The sequence below is a fragment of the Clostridium sp. D33t1_170424_F3 genome (assembly GCF_015667585.1).
In the GTDB taxonomy this organism is placed as follows: Bacteria; Bacillota; Clostridia; order Oscillospirales; family Acutalibacteraceae; genus Anaeromassilibacillus.
The window spans coordinates 40,136-57,709 of sequence record NZ_JADPEG010000019.1; the positions used below are offsets into that span (position 1 = coordinate 40,136).

A 17,574-nucleotide genomic window follows, 5' to 3' on the forward strand; every position below is an offset into this window, starting at 1 on the left:
ATGTTTTGCGCTTATATATATTATGCGTCCACTTCCGGCTCCGTGGTGGAAACCAGGCGGGAGAGCGTTTCCGCCGTCATATCGGCCTGGAAGCGGTCGTTGACGGTCAGGTCGTAGGTCCGTGCGGTTTGGCTGTCGGCGGGGATGGATGAAAAATGAATGGTTTCTGCATACCCCTGGCTGAATTTCAGCTTGTCGATCAGCGTCTTGCAGCGCGCGGCGAAGGCCTCCGGAGTTTCGCTGCTGTCCAGCAGCTCGATGCTGGTGTACACGCTGTCCCCCGCGCGCAGATCCTGCGCGTTTTTGGGAATCTCCTTATCGACGCCGTACAGATTGACCCGTACATGAAGGGCGGAAATTTCCGGCGTGCCCTTCAGCGTGTCGTAATATTGGCTGCGGATTTCCTGCGAGATGGTTTCCTCCGCCATTCTCCGCTGCGGGCCGACTTCATAAAAGACGGGGATGGACGCGATGACCATGCTGCTTCCGAGCAGGAACAGCGTAAACAGGCAGCTGAGGAAATCGTATTTCAACTTATCCTTGCGGAACAGCACGTTGCTGAGAAGGATTTCGATGCCGAGGGAGACCAGCAGCAGCGGCGACCATTTTGCCGCGGTGAGCGGGATGTTGTAATTGCGGGTAAACAGGAACAGCAGGAGCAGCACGCCGAAGACGATCAGCGCCAATCCCATGGAAAAGCTGCCGACCCGGCGCACGCGCTGCGCGGGCTGGGGGCGCGCCGGCACGGGCTGCCGGACAGGCGCGGAATAGCGCGGCGGCTCCGTCTGGGTTTGCTCCGGCTCCGGGGAGTAGCAGACCTCCTGTTCCGGTTCCGGCTGTTTGCCAAAATCAAGTTCCGGGTATTCGTTATTCATCGCGGTTCCCTCCGTATTCAATGTAGTCGGTGTCGATCGGCTCCTTGTTCTTTTTGCCGCCGCCCACCAGGTAAACGCCCAGCAAAATGACGCAGGTGGCGACCAGAATCGTCGGCAGGTTGTCGATCAGACGGTAGAGCCAGGGCAGGGTGTCGTAGATCAGGGACATGTACGGCCCGATGCAGGTTTGGAACAGCATCCAGACGCCGAGGAAGATGCAGATGCCGCCGACCAGCAGGTGGCGCTTTTTTGCGACGCCCAGCCAGTCTTTTTTGAAGAAATCGTCCGCGCCGAACAGGAAGTGATCCTCCTGTGCCAGACGCTCCTCATACGGGAGGTGGCACAGATTTATTGCGTCAAAGAAGGAATAAAACCAGATGACAGGGATTAAAATCGTCAGGAAGGGCAGACTGAAAAAGCCTGCCACAGCGATAACGCCGCAGAACGCCAGCATCAGCGACGCGCCCTTTTTCATCATTCCGAGGTACATATGCCCGGCGCCCGGGAACATGGAAAAGAGGAAGGTCAAAACACTACTTTTTTTCATTGCCGGAAGCTCCTTTCAAATTCAGGTGGTCAAAAAATTGTTGAATGCCGTCCGATACCTGCCGCCCGATCTCGTTGGTCTTCTCCGAGAATTGTGTGGAAAAGCTTGTCAGGCCTTGGAAGGGGTCCGGCTTTGTTTCGTTTGTGCTGAGGTTGAAGACGCCGCCCAGCCAGAGCAGCATGGTCAGGCACGCCGCGACGCCCACCGCCACATAGCGGTTGAAGAACAGCTCCGCAGCCCTTTGCCGGAGGCGCCGCATCGTGAGAGGATGAAGCGTTTCCGGTGCGTCGAGCAGCGAGTCCCCGCACAGCAGGTCGGCGTACCGTTCCGTGCACGCGTCGCAGTAGGAGAGATGCTCCGCGATCTCCAGCCGGGTCAGCTCAGCCGGTTCCCCGTGCAGCAGTTCGTCAAAGGCAAAATCGGTCAGATGGCCGTCCGCGTCAAAATAGGGTTTCATTGGCTCAGCTCCTTTCCCAGTTGTTCTCGCAGTATGGCTTTTGCGCGGTATAATTGTGTTTGTACGGTTTTTTTAGGGCGCTTGAGCGCTTCCGCGATTTCCTCCACGCTTTTTTCTTCCAGAAAATAGAGGACGGATACCTTTTGATAGGGTTCCTGCAGGTTCCGCACGATGCGGTGGGCGCGGGTTTCGCTCTCGCCCTCGATGTAGAGGTCCTCCGGGCTGGCGTGGGAGGGGATGGCGTCCAGCGTTTCTTCGCCGGGAATCGCCACACGCCGCGCGTAGGCGCTTTTTAAATAATCCTTGGCTTTGTTGGAAGCGATGCGGCAAAGCCACGGCTTGTATTGTTCAGGAGGACAGCTGTCGATGCTGCGGTACGCGGAGAGGAACGTATCCTGCGAAAGATTTTGCGCCTCCTGATAGTCCCGCACCATCTGAAAGCAGATGGTAAACACGAGCTTTTCATATTGCTTTACCAGCTGTGAAAAATGTTCATTTGTCATAATTGCCCGTGTTCACCCCCTCCTGTGTTCCCGGCCGTTCAATCAATAAAACGACGCAGGGCGCGGTTTGACTTCAACTTTTTCAAAAAATTTTTATGTACCAAAAAAAGGAGGCCGCGCGGGCCTCCTTCTGAATATGAAATTAAAATTTGCGGGTAAACATGTGGTCGTGCTCCAGCAGCCGTTCCACGGTGGAGAAGCCCAGCCGGTGCAGCAGATCGATCACATACGGGTTGTCGATCGGCGTGGACGCGGCGGCCTCTTCGCCGTATTGGTTGACGTTTTCCCGGGCAGCGTCCCTGTCGATCAGCACGCGCGGCCCGCCGACACAGCCGCCGACGCAGCCCATGCCCTCCAGAAAGTTGGCGTCGATCTTGCCCTCCTGCAAATCGTTCAGGAGCTGCTTGCAGGCGGGAACGCCGTTGGCCTGTACCGCGTGCACCTTGATTTTGCGGTCCGGATTCAGGCGCTGCACGCAGTCCTTGACGGCGCGGCTGACGCCGCCGCTGCGCGCGTAGATGCGCCCTCCCGTGGAGGAGTGGTCGCGGTTGTCCTCCGCCATTTTCTCTGGGTGGATGTCCGCGAATGCAAAGATGTCCTGCACCTCTTTAAACGTCAGTACATAGTCCACCGCGTCGGCGACGTCGGGTTCCCTGGCCTCCGCCTTTTTGGCGAGGCACGGCCCGATGAAGACGACCTTGGCGCCGGGCTTTAATTTTTTAATCACGCGTCCGCACGCGACCATCGGGGAGACGGCGGCGGGGACGTGCGGCATCAGCTGCTTGTAGACGCGGCGCAGCATGGCGATCCACATGGGGCAGCAGCAGCTTGTCAATTGATAGTCCTGATCGGTGTGGATGTTCTGGTCAAATTCCAGCGCTTCCTTCAGCGTCAGGATGTCGGCGAACAGCGCGACTTCCACCATGCCGGCGAAGCCCAGCGCCTTAAACGCGGTGCGCAGCTTGCCGGGGGTGACCTCCTCCGTAAACTGGCTGATGATGGCGGGCGCGACGATGGCGTAGACCGGCGCGTCCTCGTTGTGGAGCAGGCTGAGCGCGGGCAGGATGTCTTTGCTTTCCACCAGGTTTTTCGCCTTGCAGCGTTCCACACACGCGCCGCAGCCGACGCACAGCTTGTTGTTGACGGTGACGTTGCCCTTTTCATCGGTGTGGAGCGCGTCAAACAGGCATTTTCCCGCGCAGTTGGCGGCTTCTTCCTGTGAGCAGTCGCAGTCGCCGATCTTCCAGACGGCGGGGTATTGGTCGGGATGCAGCAGGCATTCCAGTTGGCTTTTGTCAAAGTCCTCCCGCCGGAGCTGTTCCAGCTCTTCTTCGGTTTTGTCCGCCAAAGACGCGCGGACCAGTCGGTCATATAGTTCGTTAAAGGACGGCATACGTTCAGATCCTCTCTTCCTGGATTGGTTTCCTTTCATAATATTACCACTTTTTCCTCCCTCATACCAGACCTGCGGTCGGCACGGCGCGGGCGGACGTGGAGCAAAATAAAATACCACGGATACCCGCGACGGAAAGAACAATCTCCCGTGTGGCATCTGCACCGATAATTTGCTAAAAATTTAAAGAAGAAAATTCAGCCAAAGCTCCGCCGGCAATGAAAACCACACTGCTGGCCCTGAGCAACTTAGGTATACGGGGGATACCGGGGGTGAAGGGGGGCGCGAGTCGTACCCATCCGGAGCCCATCTCTCACGCCCCCCTTCGCGTGCTTTTGCTTACTTTTGTGGCAAGACGAAAAGTAAGTGCCGCCCGGCATGAGGGCAACCTGCGGTTTTTTCCCGCTTTATCAAAAGCGAGTAAGCAACAAAGATTGTGCGTGCAGTCAATTTGCTTGCTTTATGTAAAGTCCTATAAGGATATTTAGGATTTTTAATATAATATTGTTAATGCAACAATCTAAGAATAAGATGTTATTGAAGTAAAGTTAAAGATTTTAAAAAAACATTGCTTGTGCAACAATTTTTTTGCTTATTAAAATCAAGGAATTCTATTGCTTTTGCAATGTTAAATTTGTTTTACTTTATTAAAGTAAAAAGTCTTTGCTGTCGCTTTTCAAAGCGACGAAACCCCCCGGCGAAAGCCGGGGAACCAAAGAAAAGCCCCAGAGGCAGCTTCCTGCCTCATAAACAACAATATCACTCGTTTCCACTCGCTCTTCTCAGGAAGAGAGTTCCGTTCTCTGCGGAGAACGGCCAAAGGCCCTGCCTTTGGAAACCGCCGCTTTTCAGAAAAGCGGGAAAACGCGTTAGATGCCAGCAACCCTGTTGTTGCTCTTTTTCCCGAAAAAAGGTATAATAACAATGAAAAGAAATGCCTTACGGCTGGAAAATAACGAAAAAGAGGTTGAACGAATGAAGCTGGGAATCGTAGGCCTGCCGAACGTCGGCAAGAGCACCCTGTTTAACGCCATTACCAACGCGGGCGCACAGTCCGCAAACTATCCGTTTTGCACCATTGAGCCGAACGTCGGCGTCGTCGCAGTGCCGGACAAGCGTCTGGACGCGCTGGCGGAAATGTATCATCCGGAAAAATATACGCCTGCAACCATCGAGTTTGTGGACATCGCCGGTCTGGTGCGCGGTGCCAGCAAGGGCGAGGGATTGGGCAATAAGTTCCTTGCCAATATCCGCGAGGTGGATGCGATCGTCCATGTGGTGCGCTGTTTTGTCAACGATGACATCGTTCATGTGGAAGGCAGCATCGATCCCAGGCGCGACATTGAAACCATCAATCTGGAGCTGATCCTCTCTGACATCGAGGTGCTGGACCGCCGGATCGATAAAACCCAGAAGATGCTCAAAGCCGATAAGAAGTATCAGGAAGAGTTGGACTTTTTCCACCGCGTTAAGGAGACGCTGAACGCGGGCAAGTCCGCGCGCAGCGTGGAGTGTACGCCGGAAGAGGCCGAGCTCCTTTCCACCGTGTCCCTGCTGACGAATAAGCCCGTGATCTACGCCGCCAACGTGAGCGAAGACGATTTCAAGGGCGGCATTGAAAACAACCCCTATTTCAAGCAGGTGAAAGAGATTGCGGACAGCGAGCACGCGGGTGTCCTGCCCATCAGCGCGGAGATCGAAGCGGAAATCTCCGGCATGGAGCTGGAAGAAAAGCAGATGTTCCTGGCGGACATGGGCCTTGCGGAGTCCGGCCTGGACCGCTTGATCAACGAGTGCTATTCCCTGCTGGGCCTGATCTCCTACCTGACGGCCGGCCAGCCGGAGGTGCGCGCGTGGACCATCACCAGGGGGACCAAAGCGCCGCAGGCGGCGGGCAAGATTCACACCGATTTTGAGCGCGGTTTCATCCGTGCGGAGGTTATCGCGTTTGACGACCTGATGGCCTGCGGCACCATGACCGCGGCAAAGGAAAAAGGCCTTGTCCGTTCGGAGGGCAAGGAGTATGTGATGAAGGACGGGGACATTGTCCTGTTCCGTTTCAACGTATAAGAGGAGGGGACCCCAATGGTGCAGATTCGATTGGCGAGGCCGGAAGACGCCGCCGCACTGGTGGGTATCTACGAGCCTTATGTGAAAGACACTTCGATTACCTTTGAATACGATGTGCCCAGCGTGGAGGAATTCGCCGCGCGCATTCGGAAAATCTCGCAGGGGTTTCCCTATATGGTCTGTGAAATCAACGGGGAAATCGCGGGCTACGCCTACGCCGCCGCCTTCCGGGAGCGCAAGGCCTTCCAGTGGGACGCGGAGCTGAGCGTCTATATTTCCGCGCGGTTCCACCGGCGCGGTATCGCAAAGGTGCTGTATGAATGCGTCTTCCAGTTCCTGCGGGAAATGGAATATTTGTCCTTGTATGCATTGGTGACGATTCCAAACCGGGACAGCATCCCGTTCCATGAGCGGCTGGGATTTCACCAGATTGCAAAGTATCCGCGCACGGGCTATAAGCTCGGCACGTGGCACGACATGCTGGTGCTGGAAAAGCGGCTCGCGCCCAAACCGGACAAGCCGGAGCCGCCGCGCGGGTTTTCCACACTGCCGCAGGAGTTTGTGGAAAACGTTCTGCGCGACGCGGAGGACAAACTCGAACAATATTGGAATAACCGATAAAAAATGCGTCTTCACAGAATGTTGTGAGGACGCATTTTAATTTTCTTCTTTGCCGTCAAGCAAATACTCGTATTTAACATGAAAATAACTGGCCAGCATTTTCAGCTCAATGTCGGAGACAAAACGATCACCGTTTTCAATTCGTTTTATAACGCCGCGTTCACTGTCAAACCCTAGTAGCTGTAAATCCTCCATTAATTTTTCTTGTGAAAGCTTTGCTTGTTTTCTTAAGAGGCGGATGCGCGGGCCTATTATATTTTTGCTTCCATCTGGTGCTAAAAGCTTAGGCATGTCAATCCTCCTCACAATTTTTGGTCAAAAGTAGACCTGTATTGATTCTAAAGGATTTTCGTGCTATAATTTGGTCAATAATTGACCAAGAGGAGGCTTGACATGACAAAATTTTTTTCTTGTTCTATCACAGGGCCCAGGCCAATCCGTTTTACCTTTGGATATGATGAGTGGGACCCAGACTGCATAGCATTAAAAGCTGCGATTGAAACCCAGATAAAGCTGTTATATGATTACGGAGCAAGATGCTTTTATTCATCGATGACATTGGGCGTGGATATGTGGAGTGCAGAAGAAATTATAAAGCTGAAGACGACATATCAAGATATAAAGTTAATCTGTATTGATCCCTTTAGGGAAAGGGAAAGATTTTGGACCTTTGAAGATCAAAAAAGATACCATATTATTATTAAAAATTGTGATGGACGAGTCTGTCTGAGCAACTTTTCTGTTCATGACAAATATCAGGAGCGCAATCTATATATGGTTGAAAAATCAGATGCTTTATTTGCTGTTTATGATTGGGAGCATCCAAATATAAAAAGTGGAACAGGAAGAACAATCCGACAAGCGCAGGAATACAAAAAGAAAATTTATATGTTGAATCCTGTTACCTTTGAAACGATGGTGTCAGAACAGAAAAAGGAAAGATGGATAGGATAATAAAAAAACATGTCATGAAATGCTTTTGCATTCCATGACATGTTTTTTGCAAATTAACTTTCCCCTGCCAGTTCCGCCATCAATTCCTTAACGGGCATGATGCGGTTTACCCGCCAGGCGTTCGCGCCGCAGAACACCAGCCCGTTCTCCACGTCGCCGCGGACGGCCCGCACCAGCGCGCCCGTGATGCAGTAGGGAATGGCGGACGGGTCGCAGTGCTCCAGACAGTGGTAGCATTTCTGAATCCGCTCCTTGCTCTTTTCCCGCTCCCGGATAAACGCGTTGCGGATTGCGCGGCCGGGCATCCCGACCGGGCTTTTGACGATGGCAATATCCTCTTTTTTCGCGTTGACATAGGCTTCCTTAAAGCGAATATCCGCGTCGCATTCCTCTGTGGCGACAAAACGGGTGGACATCTGCACGCCGTCCGCCCCCAATGCAAGATAGTGGTCGATGTCGGCGCGGTCGTAAACGCCGCCCGCCACAACGACGGGAATCCTTTTGCCGAAAGGCTCTTCAAAGCCGCGCACATATTCGATGATGGAGGAAACCTCGCGGTCGTAGTCGGAAAAGTCGTCCTTGTCAACTTCTTCCACCGCAAAACCCAGATGCCCGCCCGCCATGGGGCCTTCGATTACCACCATATCGGATACGGTTTTATACCGGCGGGACCAGAGCTTGAACAGCACCTTGACCGCCTTCAGGGAAGAGACGATGGGGGCAAATTTGATCTTGCTTCCCTCCACCAGCTCCGGCAGGGAGGTCGGCAGGCCCGCGCCGGAGATAATCAGGTCCGCGCCGCTTTTGATGCAGCACTGGACGTATTCTTTGTAGTTGCGCAGCGCGCACATGATATTGACGCCGATCAATCCGTTGCCGTCCGCCGTTTCCTTCGCGCGCTTGATCTCGCGTTCCAAAGCGCGGAGGTTGGCTTCCGTGGTGTTTTCCGAAAAGTCCGGCTCGTCAAAGCCGGGCTGTGCGGCGGAGAGCACGCCCACGCCGCCCTCTTTGGCGACTGCGCCCGCCAGCCCGGAAAGGCTGACGCCGATGCCCATGCCGCCCTGTATGATCGGCAGACGAGCGGTCAATTCGCCGATTTGCAATGGTTTTAATTTCATATAGAATCCTCCATACGGGTGCGTTTCCCGCTTCTAAACTACTTAAAATTTTTTATGTAATTGTTATTATAGCATACCCGTATCGATTATGGAATGCATTTAACCAGCTATAGTCGATTTGCACATAGCCGGTATGCTTCAATGTTCGCTCAGGCGTCAAAATCTCTGATTTTGGTCACGCCGTGCGGTTATTATTCCATGAAGAGGCGCAGCCTCCATCACAACGGAACAATGTTCGCTCAGGCGTCAAAATCTCTGATTTTGGTCACGCCGTGCGGTTATTATATCGCATTTTCGAGGATTCGTAAAGCGAAAAGAGACGCCCGTTTTCCACATTCTGCGCGCGTCCTGTGGAAAATTCAGCGGCGGCAAAGAAACACGCGTTACAGACTCTGGCGCCTGGCCTGCATCTTGGTGGAAATCGCCGCCAGCTCCCTTGCCGCCGCGCCGGGCGTATCGCTGTACATAATGGCGGAGACAACGCAAAAACCGCTGACGGGGATACCGTCCAGCACATGGACGTTTTCACGGTTCAGCCCGCCGATCGCGGCGACCGGGATTTTCACGGCCTCGCAGATGGCGCGCAGGGTGTCCGTGCTGGTCTGCCGGGTGATTACCTTTGTTTTGGTGGGAAAAATGGCGCCGGTGCCCAGGTAATCCGCGCCCTGGCGTTCCGCCTCCAGCGCCTGCTCCACCGTCTTGGCGCTCGCGCCGATGATTTTATCTGGTCCCATCAGCCGGCGCGCCACAGAGACGGGCAGGTCGCTCTGCCCCAGATGCACGCCGTCCGCGTCTGCCGCCAGTGCAATATCGACGCGGTCGTCAATGATCAGCGGAACGTGATATTGGTGCGCCAGCTTTTTGACAGCAAGAGCGCGTTCATAGTACGCCCGCCCGGTCAGCTCCTTTTCCCGAAGCTGTAACAGAGTAACTCCGTTTTGCAGAGCTTCTTCTATAATCTTGAGAAAGCGTTCCTCCGGGAACGGGTCGCTGTTGGTCACCAGATACAGGCTGCAATCGATTGCGTTCATGGGTAAATCCTTCTTTCTATCACTGGATATGCGGCGGATCAAAACGACAAAAGGGGACACGCCAAAAGCATGTCCCCGAAAAATCGTGTGGTTCCCTACGTTGGCATTATCCAAATCAGGTTTTGGGTCAAAGCTCCGTTCCGCTTACTCTCAGCCCGCCGGTGCGAGCCCCCCGTTGATGTATCTTTATCGTATCACAGGCATTTCCATTTGTCAAACGGATATCAATAGCCCCAGTTGACGACCTCCCAATCCGCATCCCGGCTGGTTCTCGCAATGGAGATTGTGCGCGGGGGACTGCCCTCCCGCTGGTCCTTGACGGTGAGGACCTCATAGATAATGAGATTGCCCGCCGCGTACTCGCTTTCAATGCCTCTGTTGTGGTATTGGGGCGAATCGTCGGGTACGGCGTTGAGGGCGGCGACCCCTTCAAAGGGTTCTTTGGAAAAATGCGCCTTGGCGATCGCCTCGGTTTCCTTCCGTTCGCCGTCAGTCAGACTGTTTTGGTAGCCCGGCGGCGCAAACGCCTGCGTGCCGCCGCCGGTGCCGGCGCTGACAATCTCAAAGCCGCCATTTTCCAGAGCCTTCACGCAAAGCTCGCGGAACAGGCCGCTGAATTTGCCCTTGCCCGATATGCCGTCTCCCGCCGCAAGGTATTCCTCAGAAGAGGTTTCGATGTCGTAGGTCATCTGCACCACATAATGATACGGCATTTCTTCCCGGGTCGTCCCGGCCTTTGGTTCCCCGGCGATCACCGTAACGTCGGTAATTTGAAAGGCTGCGATGCGGCGGTCCGCGGGAACATCTTCTCCCACAAAGGAATTCAGGAACACGGTGGCGGCGGTGTTGCCGATGACGTCCAGCGGTTCGTCGGGCTTCACATAGAAGGTGATAGCTTCATGAGGCGTTTCCTTCGGGTGCTTGATCTGATCTTCCGTGTGATTGCCCACTTTGACCGGGATTTCCTGTAACAGCGCTTCCAGTTTTTCCGGGGTTTCCGTGCGCCCAAAGAGATTTTCTTCCTCCATCAGGGCCTCCGCCCATGCGCGGGAGAAGCTTTCTGAATAGGGATCTTTTCCGTCGTCCCAAGTAAAGGTAATGGTGTCAGCGTTTTCAATGAGAGAAAACAGGAGGACGGCATTTTGCTGAAAAGGGTTCTGATTGAAAGCGCCGGAGTAAAAATTTCGGGTTTCCGTATCGGTCTTGAAGCGAATCGTGATGCCGTAGGGCGTCTCCGCCGTTTGCAGTTCGACGCCGTCGTATTGCAGGTTTTCCGGGAAATCCAACGCGGAAACCAGATTCCCCACGGCGGCGTTGTCGCCGGTATACGGGGTGCGGTATTGCAGGAGGGGCTGCGGCCCGGGCGCTTCCGCCGTGTTTTTGATTGGATTGGCCAAAAGCCCGGCGCTCACGCAGACGACGGCAACCGCTGCAATGGCAACGAGCCAAAAGGCCGGCTTTTTGTAATGGAGGACATTCCGGATGCGGCCTTTTGTGTCGCCCTCGCCAAAGGCGAGGGGCGTGCCGCCCGGCAGCCGTTTCCCAGCCGCAAGGGTGAGCAGGGAGGAGGAATAGTCCTTTTTGACATTGCTTCCCAATCGTTTGATTACCGCTTCGTCGCAGGACATTTCCATGTCCTTGCCGCTCAAAGCGAACGCCAGCCAGACAAGCGGATTAAACCAGTGCAGGCACAGTGAGAAGAAGCTGACCAGCTTTACAAGATAGTCCAAACGCTGGATATGGGTCTGTTCGTGCAGCAAAATGAAGGATTGCTCCGCGTCGGAAAGGTGCGCGGGCAAATAGATTTTGGGACGAAAAAAGCCGATGACAAAGGCGGTTTCCAATGATTCGGAAAAATAAATATTGTCTCTGTAAGGAACCGCGTCCCGCAGGCGGCCGCGCAGCCTGACCAGCGAGACGGCGCTGGCGGCAAGGAGGGCGAAAACACCTGCTAGCCAGATCACAGCCGCGATCGCGTTCCAGTCCGGTGAAAGGGTTTGCCCCGTGGGGGCTGCGGGAACGATGGGCGTGACGGCGGGAGCGGCTGCGCCGCTGTTCGGCGTCGTTGGGGCGTAGAAAACCTCCTGCAGAACAGGCGGCTCGTTCGCCGGCAGAAGGCTCCAAACGCTTTCAAAGGAAAACGGGCAAAGCAGCCGGAATAAAACCACGCTCCACAGCGCATAGGAGAAAATCTTGGGCGCTTTTTTCAAAAGCAGCCGTGCAAGCAGAACGAACAAAATGGCATAGCTTGCAGTGAGACTCATGCGGAGTACGGATAAAAACAAGGATTCCAGCATTACGATCCCTCCCTGTGTTCATCGATCAGCTTTTGCAGCTCGGCAACGTCGCTGTCGCTGAGTTTATTTTTTCGGGTAAAGGCGGTCAGGAACTTCGGCAGGGAGCCGCCGAAGCTTTCGCGCAGGAACTCTTTTCCCTGTGCCGCGGCGAAATCCTCTTTGCTCATCAATGCCACGACGGTGCCGCCGCGGTTTTCAAAAATCCCCTTGTCGCAGAGCCCTTTCAGCATGGTATAGGTGGTGGTCCGTTTCCACCCCAACGCCTCGGCGCACAGCTCCGCCAGCATCCGGGAGGAAACCGGCGCGTTGTCCCAGATGATGTCTGCAAACTGCTGTTGTTTTTCACCCAATTGGTAGGTATGCATGAAAAGCCCTCCTGTCGTATCGCATTAGACTGCCTTGTATCTTTAGTCTAATGCAATTAGACAGAAATGTCAAGAGGGTTTGTGAAAATGTGAGGAGACGTTCGCCAAAGCTTGTGTGGACGATCATACAAGTGGTCCATTTTTGTCCTCTTGCAGCCTGTCACCAACGATCGTTGGTATTATCTCTATTGCAAAATCGTATACTTTGGTATAGATCAGAACAATTGTAGGTGCTGAAACATGAAAGAAATATTGGCAGAGCGGCTGAAACAATGCAGAAAAGAGAAGGGGCTTACGCAGGGCGAAGTCGCGATCTACTGCGATATTACCGAAAAGACCTATCAGAACTATGAACTGATAACGCGGGAGCCGAAATTGGAAATCCTGCTCAAAATTGCGGAGTTATTCAATGTGTCGCTGGATTATCTGGTGGGAAGAACCGATGAGAAACAGGTAAATCAATAGCAGGAAGTTGGCGGCTTGATAATTGTAGGTGTTTAGCTGTAATTTATTTGAGGAAATGAAAATGTTTAAGAAAAAACCGGTTATTATCATGGTGGCAATCTTGATTCTTATCAGCATAGGATGTGTTTTGCCGAACATCTCGATTCCCATGCGTTTATCCGCTTCTTCCAAAAACGCTAAAGTTTCTTATATCCCTTTTTACTTTTCATTATTAGAGTCATCCGCCCTGTTTCCATACTACACGCCCGAAGAGTTCATCAACAATCATTCGGCGGATATGTTTATGGGTGAGGTATCGGACATTAAAAACATAAGAATATCCATCGGTTCCTATACCTATGACAAATCCATTGCAAAGGTAAAGGTTACTAAGGTATTGTCAGGAACAGCAACCGTTGGTTCAACGGTATCTCTTCTCATGCCTGTTCCCATTAACACCATTGTCCATTATGAGGATTCAGAAGTCATTTCCTGCATTAGAAGCGGAATGACGGGGATTTTCCTGCCCAAAAAATACGATGCGTCGTCCTATTGGAGGATCGACGACGCAGAATTGTATTTCCCGGACATTGCGGATTATGGATTGACGGATGGACGGAGAGATGTTTTTCTCTATGATGACGGCAAATTGATTTTTGACGACTACACGTATTCCTATCAGTTAAAATCTTTACAGGATGTAGAAGATCTAATACAGGATATTACGTCAAAGCCATAGCGGTACAGCTTATTTTGTGAGTGGAAAAAGATGGGCGAATCTGTTTCTATGTAGAAAAGGTGGACAGCCTTGGCTGTTCACCTTTTTGCGCTTATCAATATTGATAAAACCGGTCGGGAAAACTATGCGTCTTCCTCCTCCGGTTCCTTTTTCTTAGGGGAGAAGAACAGTTCCCGGATGCCCAAAATCAGCACGAACACGGCAAAGCCCTTGCTGATCCAGAACGGCTGGATCGTGTTGGCCAGCCAAACGCCCAGGAAAGCGCCCAGCACGCCGAACGGCGCGCATTTCAGCGCAAACTTGTAGTCGATCAGCTTGTTTTTGATGTGGATCGCGATGGACACCGCCGCCAGCGGCAAAAAGAAAATGAGATTGATCCCGCCCGCCTGCATCTGTTCCATGTTGAGGAACAGCGTCAAATACAAAACAAGAATGCCGCCCCCGCCCAGGCCAAGCGCGCTGACAAAGCCCGCCACCAGACTGGCAATTCCCGCCACCAGCCACGTGCTCATCGGAACAGCAGCCGGACGGCGGCGTAGATCATAAACGCGCCGAACGCCTTTCTGAGAAGCTTATCGGGAATCTTTTGCATCAGCATCGCGCCGAGGATCGCACCGATGAAGCCGCCGGGCAGGTAGGGCAGCGCGTCGGTGAACTGGATGGTGCCGTTCATCAAATACAGAACGGCGCTGACAATGGAGATGGGGAGGATGACCGCGAGGGAGGTCGCATGCGCTTTTTTCAGCGGGATGCCGGACCATTTCAGGAGAGGAACCGCCGCGATTCCGCCGCCCGCGCCGAACAGCCCGTTCAGCACGCCGCACACCGCGCCGATAATCATGGAAGCAAACCGTTTTAGTCCGCCGCTTTTTTCCACGCGCATTCCCTCCCGCCGCTTGATTCTGAATACTAGCATTTGAAAAAGCGGCGGCTTTATACGGAAAACAGGTAAAAGAAAGAATAAAAAATACAATTTGTATAAAATATGATTTAATATACAGGTGCAATCTTTTTCTTGCCCAGAAAAGCGCGTTGTGCTATGATGGGTCTATCGTATTTTTAAAAGAGCGGAGGAGATCGAATGTTTCAGGAAGACTACGTTTTGCGGCAGATCGAAATGATTGTGATGATCCTGGCGCGGCTGCTGTACGGAAAAAATGTTGCCGAATATACCATTCAGGACGAGACGGCCTGGACGGCTTCGGACGAGCTGTACATGCGGCTGTATCAGATGCTGGAAGAGGGGAAAATCAACGAGGCGGAAAACCTGTTGTATGAGGAAATGGATACCGGCAATATGCAGGATTTAAAGGTTGCTTTGGGGTTTTACAGCAAGCTGAAGGGCTACGACGATGCGTTTTTGGAAGCGCACGACTATTCGCGCGAGGAAATCAAGGACGGCTTGGAAAACATCGCGGAGCAGTTCGGCATTAATCTGGAATAAGACAAAAAAGACGTACCGGATCCTTCGGTACGTCTTTTTTAATATTACAAATTGTATAAATAAAGAAGAAATTTACAAACGGGAAATAGAATTATTCGTTTTGCGGTGTAATGGACGGTTCCTGTCCGGGGGATGATGCCGCGTCCGTCTTGACCCGCAGAGCGCGCGACGCGTTCAGGATTGCAATTACGGATACGCCTACGTCCGCAAAGACCGCTTCCCACATATTTGCCAGTCCGAAAGCGCCCATCGCCAGAAACAGCAGTTTAATGCCAAGCGCAAAGACGATATTCTGCCTGACAATACGCAGCGTTTTTTTGGAAATCTGCATGGCCGCGGCGAGCTTTGACGGCTTGTCGTCCATCAGGACCACGTCGGCCGCTTCGATCGCGGCGTCGGAACCGAGGCCGCCCATCGCAATACCGATGTCCGCGCGGGACAGCACGGGCGCGTCGTTGATGCCGTCGCCCACAAAGGCCAGCTTGCCCTTGCCGGTTTTCTGTTTCAGCAGGTCTTCCACCCGGTCCACCTTATCTCCGGGGAGCAGTTCGGTGTGGACCTCATCCAGGCCGAGCGTCCGCGCCACATTTTCGCCCACCGCTTTGCTGTCTCCGGTGAGCATCACCGTTTTACGGATGCCCTGCCGCTTCAGGCTGGCAATGGCGGATGCCGAATCCTCTTTTACTTCGTCCGAGATCACGATATGTCCGGCGTAGAGGCCGTCCACCGCCACATGTACCACGGTGCCGGTTCTATGGCATTCGTGCCAGTCCGCGCCAATCTGCCGCATCAGCTTGCCGTTGCCCGCGCAGACGGTTTTGCCGTCCACCCTGGCGCGCACGCCGTGGCCGGAGATTTCCTCCACGTCCGCAACGCGTGCGGCGTCGAGCGGTTTCTGGCAGGCTTCCTTCAAAGAACGGGAAATCGGGTGGTCGGAATAGCTTTCCGCCAGCGCGGCCAGCTCCAGAAGCTGCTCCTTGCTGATCTGATCGGGATGGATTGCCGTTACAGTGAAAGTTCCCTTGGTCAGGGTGCCGGTTTTGTCAAAAACCACGATTTCCGTTTCCGCAAGGGCCTCCAGATAGTTGGCGCCCTTCACCAGAATGCCGTGTTTGGACGCGCCGCCGATGCCGCCGAAAAAGCTGAGCGGAATGGAGATCACCAGTGCGCATGGGCAGGAAATGACGAGAAAGATTAACGCGCGTTCCACCCAGTCGCCCCAGCCGCCGCCTAAAATCAGCGGGGGAAGAATCGCCAGCAGCAATGCGCCGATGACGACTGCCGGCGTATAGTAGCGGGCAAAACGGGTGATGAAGTTTTCCGCGCGCGCTTTCTTTGTGCTGGAATTTTCCACCAGATCCAAAATCTTTGCCACGGTGGATTCTCCGAATTCCCTGGTGACCTGTACCTTCAGCAGGCCGCTCTGGTTAATGCAGCCGCTGATGACCGCGTCGCCGGGAACAACGTCGCGGGGCAGGGATTCGCCGGTCAGCGCAGAGGTGTTGATAGAAGAAGAGCCCTCCAGCACCGTACCGTCCAACGGGATTTTTTCCCCGGCCTTAATGACAATGGTGTCGCCTACCTCCACATCTTCGGGGTCCACCTGCTCCAACCGGCCGTTCCGCTCCACGTTGGCATAGTCGGGGCGGATATCCATCAGGGCGGAGATGGACTGGCGGGAACGCCCCACCGCGTAGCTTTGGAACAATTCGCCCACCTGATAGAACAGCATAACCGCCACGCCCTCCGGGTAATCCCCCAGACAGAACGCGCCGACAGTGGCAATTGCCATCAAAAAGTTTTCATCGAACACCTGCCCGTGGGCGATGTTGCGCACGGCGCGCCATAGGACGTCCCAGCCGATCATGGCGTAGGGAATCAGGAACAGCAGCAGCCGGGCGATTCCCGCAGAGGGGATGAGGTAAGCGGCGGCCAGAAGGACGGCGCTTGCGATAATACGAATGAGGGTGTTCTTTTGCTTTTTGCTCATGGAAATCCCTCCTGTTAAAATGTTGTGGATTACAGCTGGATTACACAGTCCGGTTCAATGCGCTTGCAGACGCGGACCACTTCCTGCATAATGGCGTCAAAACGGGCGTCGTCCGCCTCCAATGTCATCTTCTGAGTCATAAAGCTGACGGCGGCGTCCTGCACACCGTCGATTTTTTTAATAGCGTCTTCCATTTTAGCGGCGCAGTTCGCGCAGTCCAGATCGATCAGCTTAAAACGTTTTTTCATAGTCAGGTTCCTCCTCGATAATTTGATTTATTCTGCGACGTGTTCCATCCCCTGGTCGATGATCGTGCGCACATGGCCGTCCGCCAGGGAGTAAAAAACCGTTTTGCCTTCGCGGCGGTATTTGACCAGCTTGCTCTGCTTGAGGGAACGAAGCTGATGCGAGATGGCGGACTGCGTCATGTTCAGCAGCTGTGCGATGTCGCATACGCACATTTCGGATTCAAACAGGACGTACAGAATCTTGATGCGGGTGGAGTCGCCAAAAATCTTGAACAGCTCCGCCAGGTCGTACAGGATTTCTTCGTCGGGCATATCGCGGTTGACTTTCCGGACGATGTCCTCGTGCGCGTGAATAAATTCGCAGCGTTCCACGCCGGTGGGGTCTGTCATATTCTCACATTCTTTCATATGAATTATTGTTCATATGTTTATTATATGCGGTTTTTGAGAAAAGTCAACAGGTTTTAGAATAGAAATT

General features: G+C 53.6%; 21 protein-coding genes. 6 read left to right on the forward strand and 15 right to left on the reverse strand.

From position 1 onward, the window contains the following. Positions 1-20 precede the first annotated feature (20 nt). From I4V53_RS12175 to I4V53_RS12195, 5 genes are all read right to left on the reverse strand, one after another. A complete protein-coding gene (locus I4V53_RS12175) occupies positions 21-875 on the reverse strand; it encodes a hypothetical protein (RefSeq protein ID WP_195985965.1) in 855 nt (284 codons plus the stop codon). Beyond that, positions 868-1,422: a hypothetical protein gene (locus tag I4V53_RS12180; protein ID WP_195985966.1), complete on the reverse strand. Its 555-nt coding sequence runs from the start codon at positions 1,420-1,422 to the stop codon at positions 868-870. The genes I4V53_RS12175 and I4V53_RS12180 overlap by 8 nt, the downstream gene beginning before the upstream one ends. Next, positions 1,409-1,879, reverse strand: coding sequence for an anti-sigma factor family protein (locus I4V53_RS12185; protein WP_195985967.1), 471 nt, complete (start codon positions 1,877-1,879; stop codon positions 1,409-1,411). The genes I4V53_RS12180 and I4V53_RS12185 overlap by 14 nt, the downstream gene beginning before the upstream one ends. Continuing rightward, the gene (locus tag I4V53_RS12190) at positions 1,876-2,382 is read right to left on the reverse strand and encodes an RNA polymerase sigma factor (RefSeq protein ID WP_195985968.1); all 507 of its coding nucleotides are present in this window, start codon (positions 2,380-2,382) and stop codon (positions 1,876-1,878) included. The genes I4V53_RS12185 and I4V53_RS12190 overlap by 4 nt, the downstream gene beginning before the upstream one ends. A 142-nt stretch (positions 2,383-2,524) precedes the next feature. Beyond that, entirely contained in the window at positions 2,525-3,775 is a 1,251-nt protein-coding gene (locus I4V53_RS12195) for a [Fe-Fe] hydrogenase large subunit C-terminal domain-containing protein (protein WP_195985969.1), read from the reverse strand. 975 nt (positions 3,776-4,750) lie between these two features. Here I4V53_RS12195 and ychF point away from each other — a divergent pair. Next, positions 4,751-5,845 (forward strand): redox-regulated ATPase YchF, encoded by a 1,095-nt coding sequence (ychF, locus tag I4V53_RS12200; RefSeq protein WP_195985970.1) that lies wholly within the window; start codon positions 4,751-4,753, stop codon positions 5,843-5,845. Positions 5,846-5,860: 15 nt separating this feature from the next. Further along, entirely contained in the window at positions 5,861-6,466 is a 606-nt protein-coding gene (locus I4V53_RS12205) for a GNAT family N-acetyltransferase (RefSeq protein WP_195985971.1), read from the forward strand. Between the two features lie 36 nt (positions 6,467-6,502). Here the strand turns inward: I4V53_RS12205 and I4V53_RS12210 are convergent, their stop codons facing one another. Beyond that, a complete protein-coding gene (locus I4V53_RS12210) occupies positions 6,503-6,757 on the reverse strand; it encodes a helix-turn-helix domain-containing protein (RefSeq protein WP_195985972.1) in 255 nt (84 codons plus the stop codon). 102 nt (positions 6,758-6,859) lie between these two features. On the opposite strand from I4V53_RS12210, the gene I4V53_RS12215 reads away from it, so the two are divergent. Continuing rightward, positions 6,860-7,420, forward strand: a complete 561-nt coding sequence (locus tag I4V53_RS12215; protein WP_195985973.1) for an SLOG family protein — start codon at positions 6,860-6,862, stop codon at positions 7,418-7,420. 53 nt (positions 7,421-7,473) lie between these two features. Here the strand turns inward: I4V53_RS12215 and I4V53_RS12220 are convergent, their stop codons facing one another. The 4 genes from I4V53_RS12220 to I4V53_RS12235 form a co-directional block, all read right to left on the reverse strand. Then, complete coding sequence (locus tag I4V53_RS12220) at positions 7,474-8,538, reverse strand: NAD(P)H-dependent flavin oxidoreductase (protein WP_195985974.1); 1,065 nt, start codon at positions 8,536-8,538, stop codon at positions 7,474-7,476. A 383-nt stretch (positions 8,539-8,921) separates the two neighbouring features. Next, positions 8,922-9,569, reverse strand: a complete 648-nt coding sequence (thiE, locus tag I4V53_RS12225; protein ID WP_195985975.1) for a thiamine phosphate synthase — start codon at positions 9,567-9,569, stop codon at positions 8,922-8,924. 224 nt (positions 9,570-9,793) lie between these two features. Further along, on the reverse strand, positions 9,794-11,866 hold the full coding sequence (locus I4V53_RS12230) for a M56 family metallopeptidase (RefSeq protein ID WP_195985976.1): 2,073 nt from the start codon (positions 11,864-11,866) through the stop codon (positions 9,794-9,796). After that, positions 11,866-12,231 (reverse strand): BlaI/MecI/CopY family transcriptional regulator, encoded by a 366-nt coding sequence (locus tag I4V53_RS12235; RefSeq protein WP_195985977.1) that lies wholly within the window; start codon positions 12,229-12,231, stop codon positions 11,866-11,868. The genes I4V53_RS12230 and I4V53_RS12235 overlap by 1 nt, the downstream gene beginning before the upstream one ends. A gap of 240 nt (positions 12,232-12,471) precedes the next feature. Here I4V53_RS12235 and I4V53_RS12240 point away from each other — a divergent pair, with 240 nt between their 5' ends. Next, on the forward strand, positions 12,472-12,696 hold the full coding sequence (locus I4V53_RS12240) for a helix-turn-helix domain-containing protein (protein ID WP_195985978.1): 225 nt from the start codon (positions 12,472-12,474) through the stop codon (positions 12,694-12,696). Positions 12,697-12,757: 61 nt separating this feature from the next. Beyond that, positions 12,758-13,414 carry a hypothetical protein gene (locus I4V53_RS12245; protein ID WP_195985979.1) on the forward strand — a complete coding sequence of 219 codons (657 nt, stop codon included), beginning with the start codon at positions 12,758-12,760 and terminating at the stop codon, positions 13,412-13,414. Positions 13,415-13,536: 122 nt separating this feature from the next. Here the strand turns inward: I4V53_RS12245 and I4V53_RS12250 are convergent, their stop codons facing one another. Both I4V53_RS12250 and I4V53_RS12255 read right to left on the reverse strand, forming a co-directional pair. Continuing rightward, positions 13,537-13,926, reverse strand: a complete 390-nt coding sequence (locus tag I4V53_RS12250) for a sulfite exporter TauE/SafE family protein (protein ID WP_195985980.1) — start codon at positions 13,924-13,926, stop codon at positions 13,537-13,539. Then, positions 13,923-14,330, reverse strand: coding sequence for a sulfite exporter TauE/SafE family protein (locus I4V53_RS12255; RefSeq protein ID WP_195985981.1), 408 nt, complete (start codon positions 14,328-14,330; stop codon positions 13,923-13,925). The genes I4V53_RS12250 and I4V53_RS12255 overlap by 4 nt, the downstream gene beginning before the upstream one ends. 165 nt (positions 14,331-14,495) lie before the next feature. Between I4V53_RS12255 and I4V53_RS12260 the strand changes: the two genes are divergently transcribed. Next, complete coding sequence (locus I4V53_RS12260; protein WP_195985982.1) at positions 14,496-14,858, forward strand: DUF6483 family protein; 363 nt, start codon at positions 14,496-14,498, stop codon at positions 14,856-14,858. 91 nt (positions 14,859-14,949) lie between these two features. On the opposite strand, the gene I4V53_RS12265 is transcribed toward I4V53_RS12260, so the two are convergent. The 3 genes from I4V53_RS12265 to I4V53_RS12275 are packed head-to-tail and all read right to left on the reverse strand — an operon-like array spanning position 14,950 to position 17,486. Then, positions 14,950-16,848, reverse strand: a complete 1,899-nt coding sequence (locus I4V53_RS12265; protein ID WP_195985983.1) for a heavy metal translocating P-type ATPase — start codon at positions 16,846-16,848, stop codon at positions 14,950-14,952. 29 nt (positions 16,849-16,877) lie between these two features. Continuing rightward, positions 16,878-17,096: a cation transporter gene (locus tag I4V53_RS12270; RefSeq protein ID WP_050696714.1), complete on the reverse strand. Its 219-nt coding sequence runs from the start codon at positions 17,094-17,096 to the stop codon at positions 16,878-16,880. Between the two features lie 27 nt (positions 17,097-17,123). Next, positions 17,124-17,486 (reverse strand): ArsR/SmtB family transcription factor, encoded by a 363-nt coding sequence (locus tag I4V53_RS12275; protein WP_195985984.1) that lies wholly within the window; start codon positions 17,484-17,486, stop codon positions 17,124-17,126. Between the last annotated feature and the right edge of the window lie 88 nt (positions 17,487-17,574).

What these genes read in the sequence shown, in the direction of transcription:
- I4V53_RS12175 (WP_195985965.1), bottom strand. Translation starts at nt 875, where the DNA reads ATGAATAACGAATACCCGGAACTTGATTTTGGCAAACAGCCGGAACCG.
- I4V53_RS12180 (WP_195985966.1), bottom strand. Translation starts at nt 1,422, where the DNA reads ATGAAAAAAAGTAGTGTTTTGACCTTCCTCTTTTCCATGTTCCCGGGC.
- I4V53_RS12185 (WP_195985967.1), bottom strand. Translation starts at nt 1,879, where the DNA reads ATGAAACCCTATTTTGACGCGGACGGCCATCTGACCGATTTTGCCTTT.
- I4V53_RS12190 (WP_195985968.1), bottom strand. Translation starts at nt 2,382, where the DNA reads ATGACAAATGAACATTTTTCACAGCTGGTAAAGCAATATGAAAAGCTC.
- I4V53_RS12195 (WP_195985969.1), bottom strand. Translation starts at nt 3,775, where the DNA reads ATGCCGTCCTTTAACGAACTATATGACCGACTGGTCCGCGCGTCTTTG.
- ychF (WP_195985970.1), top strand. Translation starts at nt 4,751, where the DNA reads ATGAAGCTGGGAATCGTAGGCCTGCCGAACGTCGGCAAGAGCACCCTG.
- I4V53_RS12205 (WP_195985971.1), top strand. Translation starts at nt 5,861, where the DNA reads ATGGTGCAGATTCGATTGGCGAGGCCGGAAGACGCCGCCGCACTGGTG.
- I4V53_RS12210 (WP_195985972.1), bottom strand. Translation starts at nt 6,757, where the DNA reads ATGCCTAAGCTTTTAGCACCAGATGGAAGCAAAAATATAATAGGCCCG.
- I4V53_RS12215 (WP_195985973.1), top strand. Translation starts at nt 6,860, where the DNA reads ATGACAAAATTTTTTTCTTGTTCTATCACAGGGCCCAGGCCAATCCGT.
- I4V53_RS12220 (WP_195985974.1), bottom strand. Translation starts at nt 8,538, where the DNA reads ATGAAATTAAAACCATTGCAAATCGGCGAATTGACCGCTCGTCTGCCG.
- thiE (WP_195985975.1), bottom strand. Translation starts at nt 9,569, where the DNA reads ATGAACGCAATCGATTGCAGCCTGTATCTGGTGACCAACAGCGACCCG.
- I4V53_RS12230 (WP_195985976.1), bottom strand. Translation starts at nt 11,866, where the DNA reads ATGCTGGAATCCTTGTTTTTATCCGTACTCCGCATGAGTCTCACTGCA.
- I4V53_RS12235 (WP_195985977.1), bottom strand. Translation starts at nt 12,231, where the DNA reads ATGCATACCTACCAATTGGGTGAAAAACAACAGCAGTTTGCAGACATC.
- I4V53_RS12240 (WP_195985978.1), top strand. Translation starts at nt 12,472, where the DNA reads ATGAAAGAAATATTGGCAGAGCGGCTGAAACAATGCAGAAAAGAGAAG.
- I4V53_RS12245 (WP_195985979.1), top strand. Translation starts at nt 12,758, where the DNA reads ATGTTTAAGAAAAAACCGGTTATTATCATGGTGGCAATCTTGATTCTT.
- I4V53_RS12250 (WP_195985980.1), bottom strand. Translation starts at nt 13,926, where the DNA reads ATGAGCACGTGGCTGGTGGCGGGAATTGCCAGTCTGGTGGCGGGCTTT.
- I4V53_RS12255 (WP_195985981.1), bottom strand. Translation starts at nt 14,330, where the DNA reads ATGCTAGTATTCAGAATCAAGCGGCGGGAGGGAATGCGCGTGGAAAAA.
- I4V53_RS12260 (WP_195985982.1), top strand. Translation starts at nt 14,496, where the DNA reads ATGTTTCAGGAAGACTACGTTTTGCGGCAGATCGAAATGATTGTGATG.
- I4V53_RS12265 (WP_195985983.1), bottom strand. Translation starts at nt 16,848, where the DNA reads ATGAGCAAAAAGCAAAAGAACACCCTCATTCGTATTATCGCAAGCGCC.
- I4V53_RS12270 (WP_050696714.1), bottom strand. Translation starts at nt 17,096, where the DNA reads ATGAAAAAACGTTTTAAGCTGATCGATCTGGACTGCGCGAACTGCGCC.
- I4V53_RS12275 (WP_195985984.1), bottom strand. Translation starts at nt 17,486, where the DNA reads ATGACAGACCCCACCGGCGTGGAACGCTGCGAATTTATTCACGCGCAC.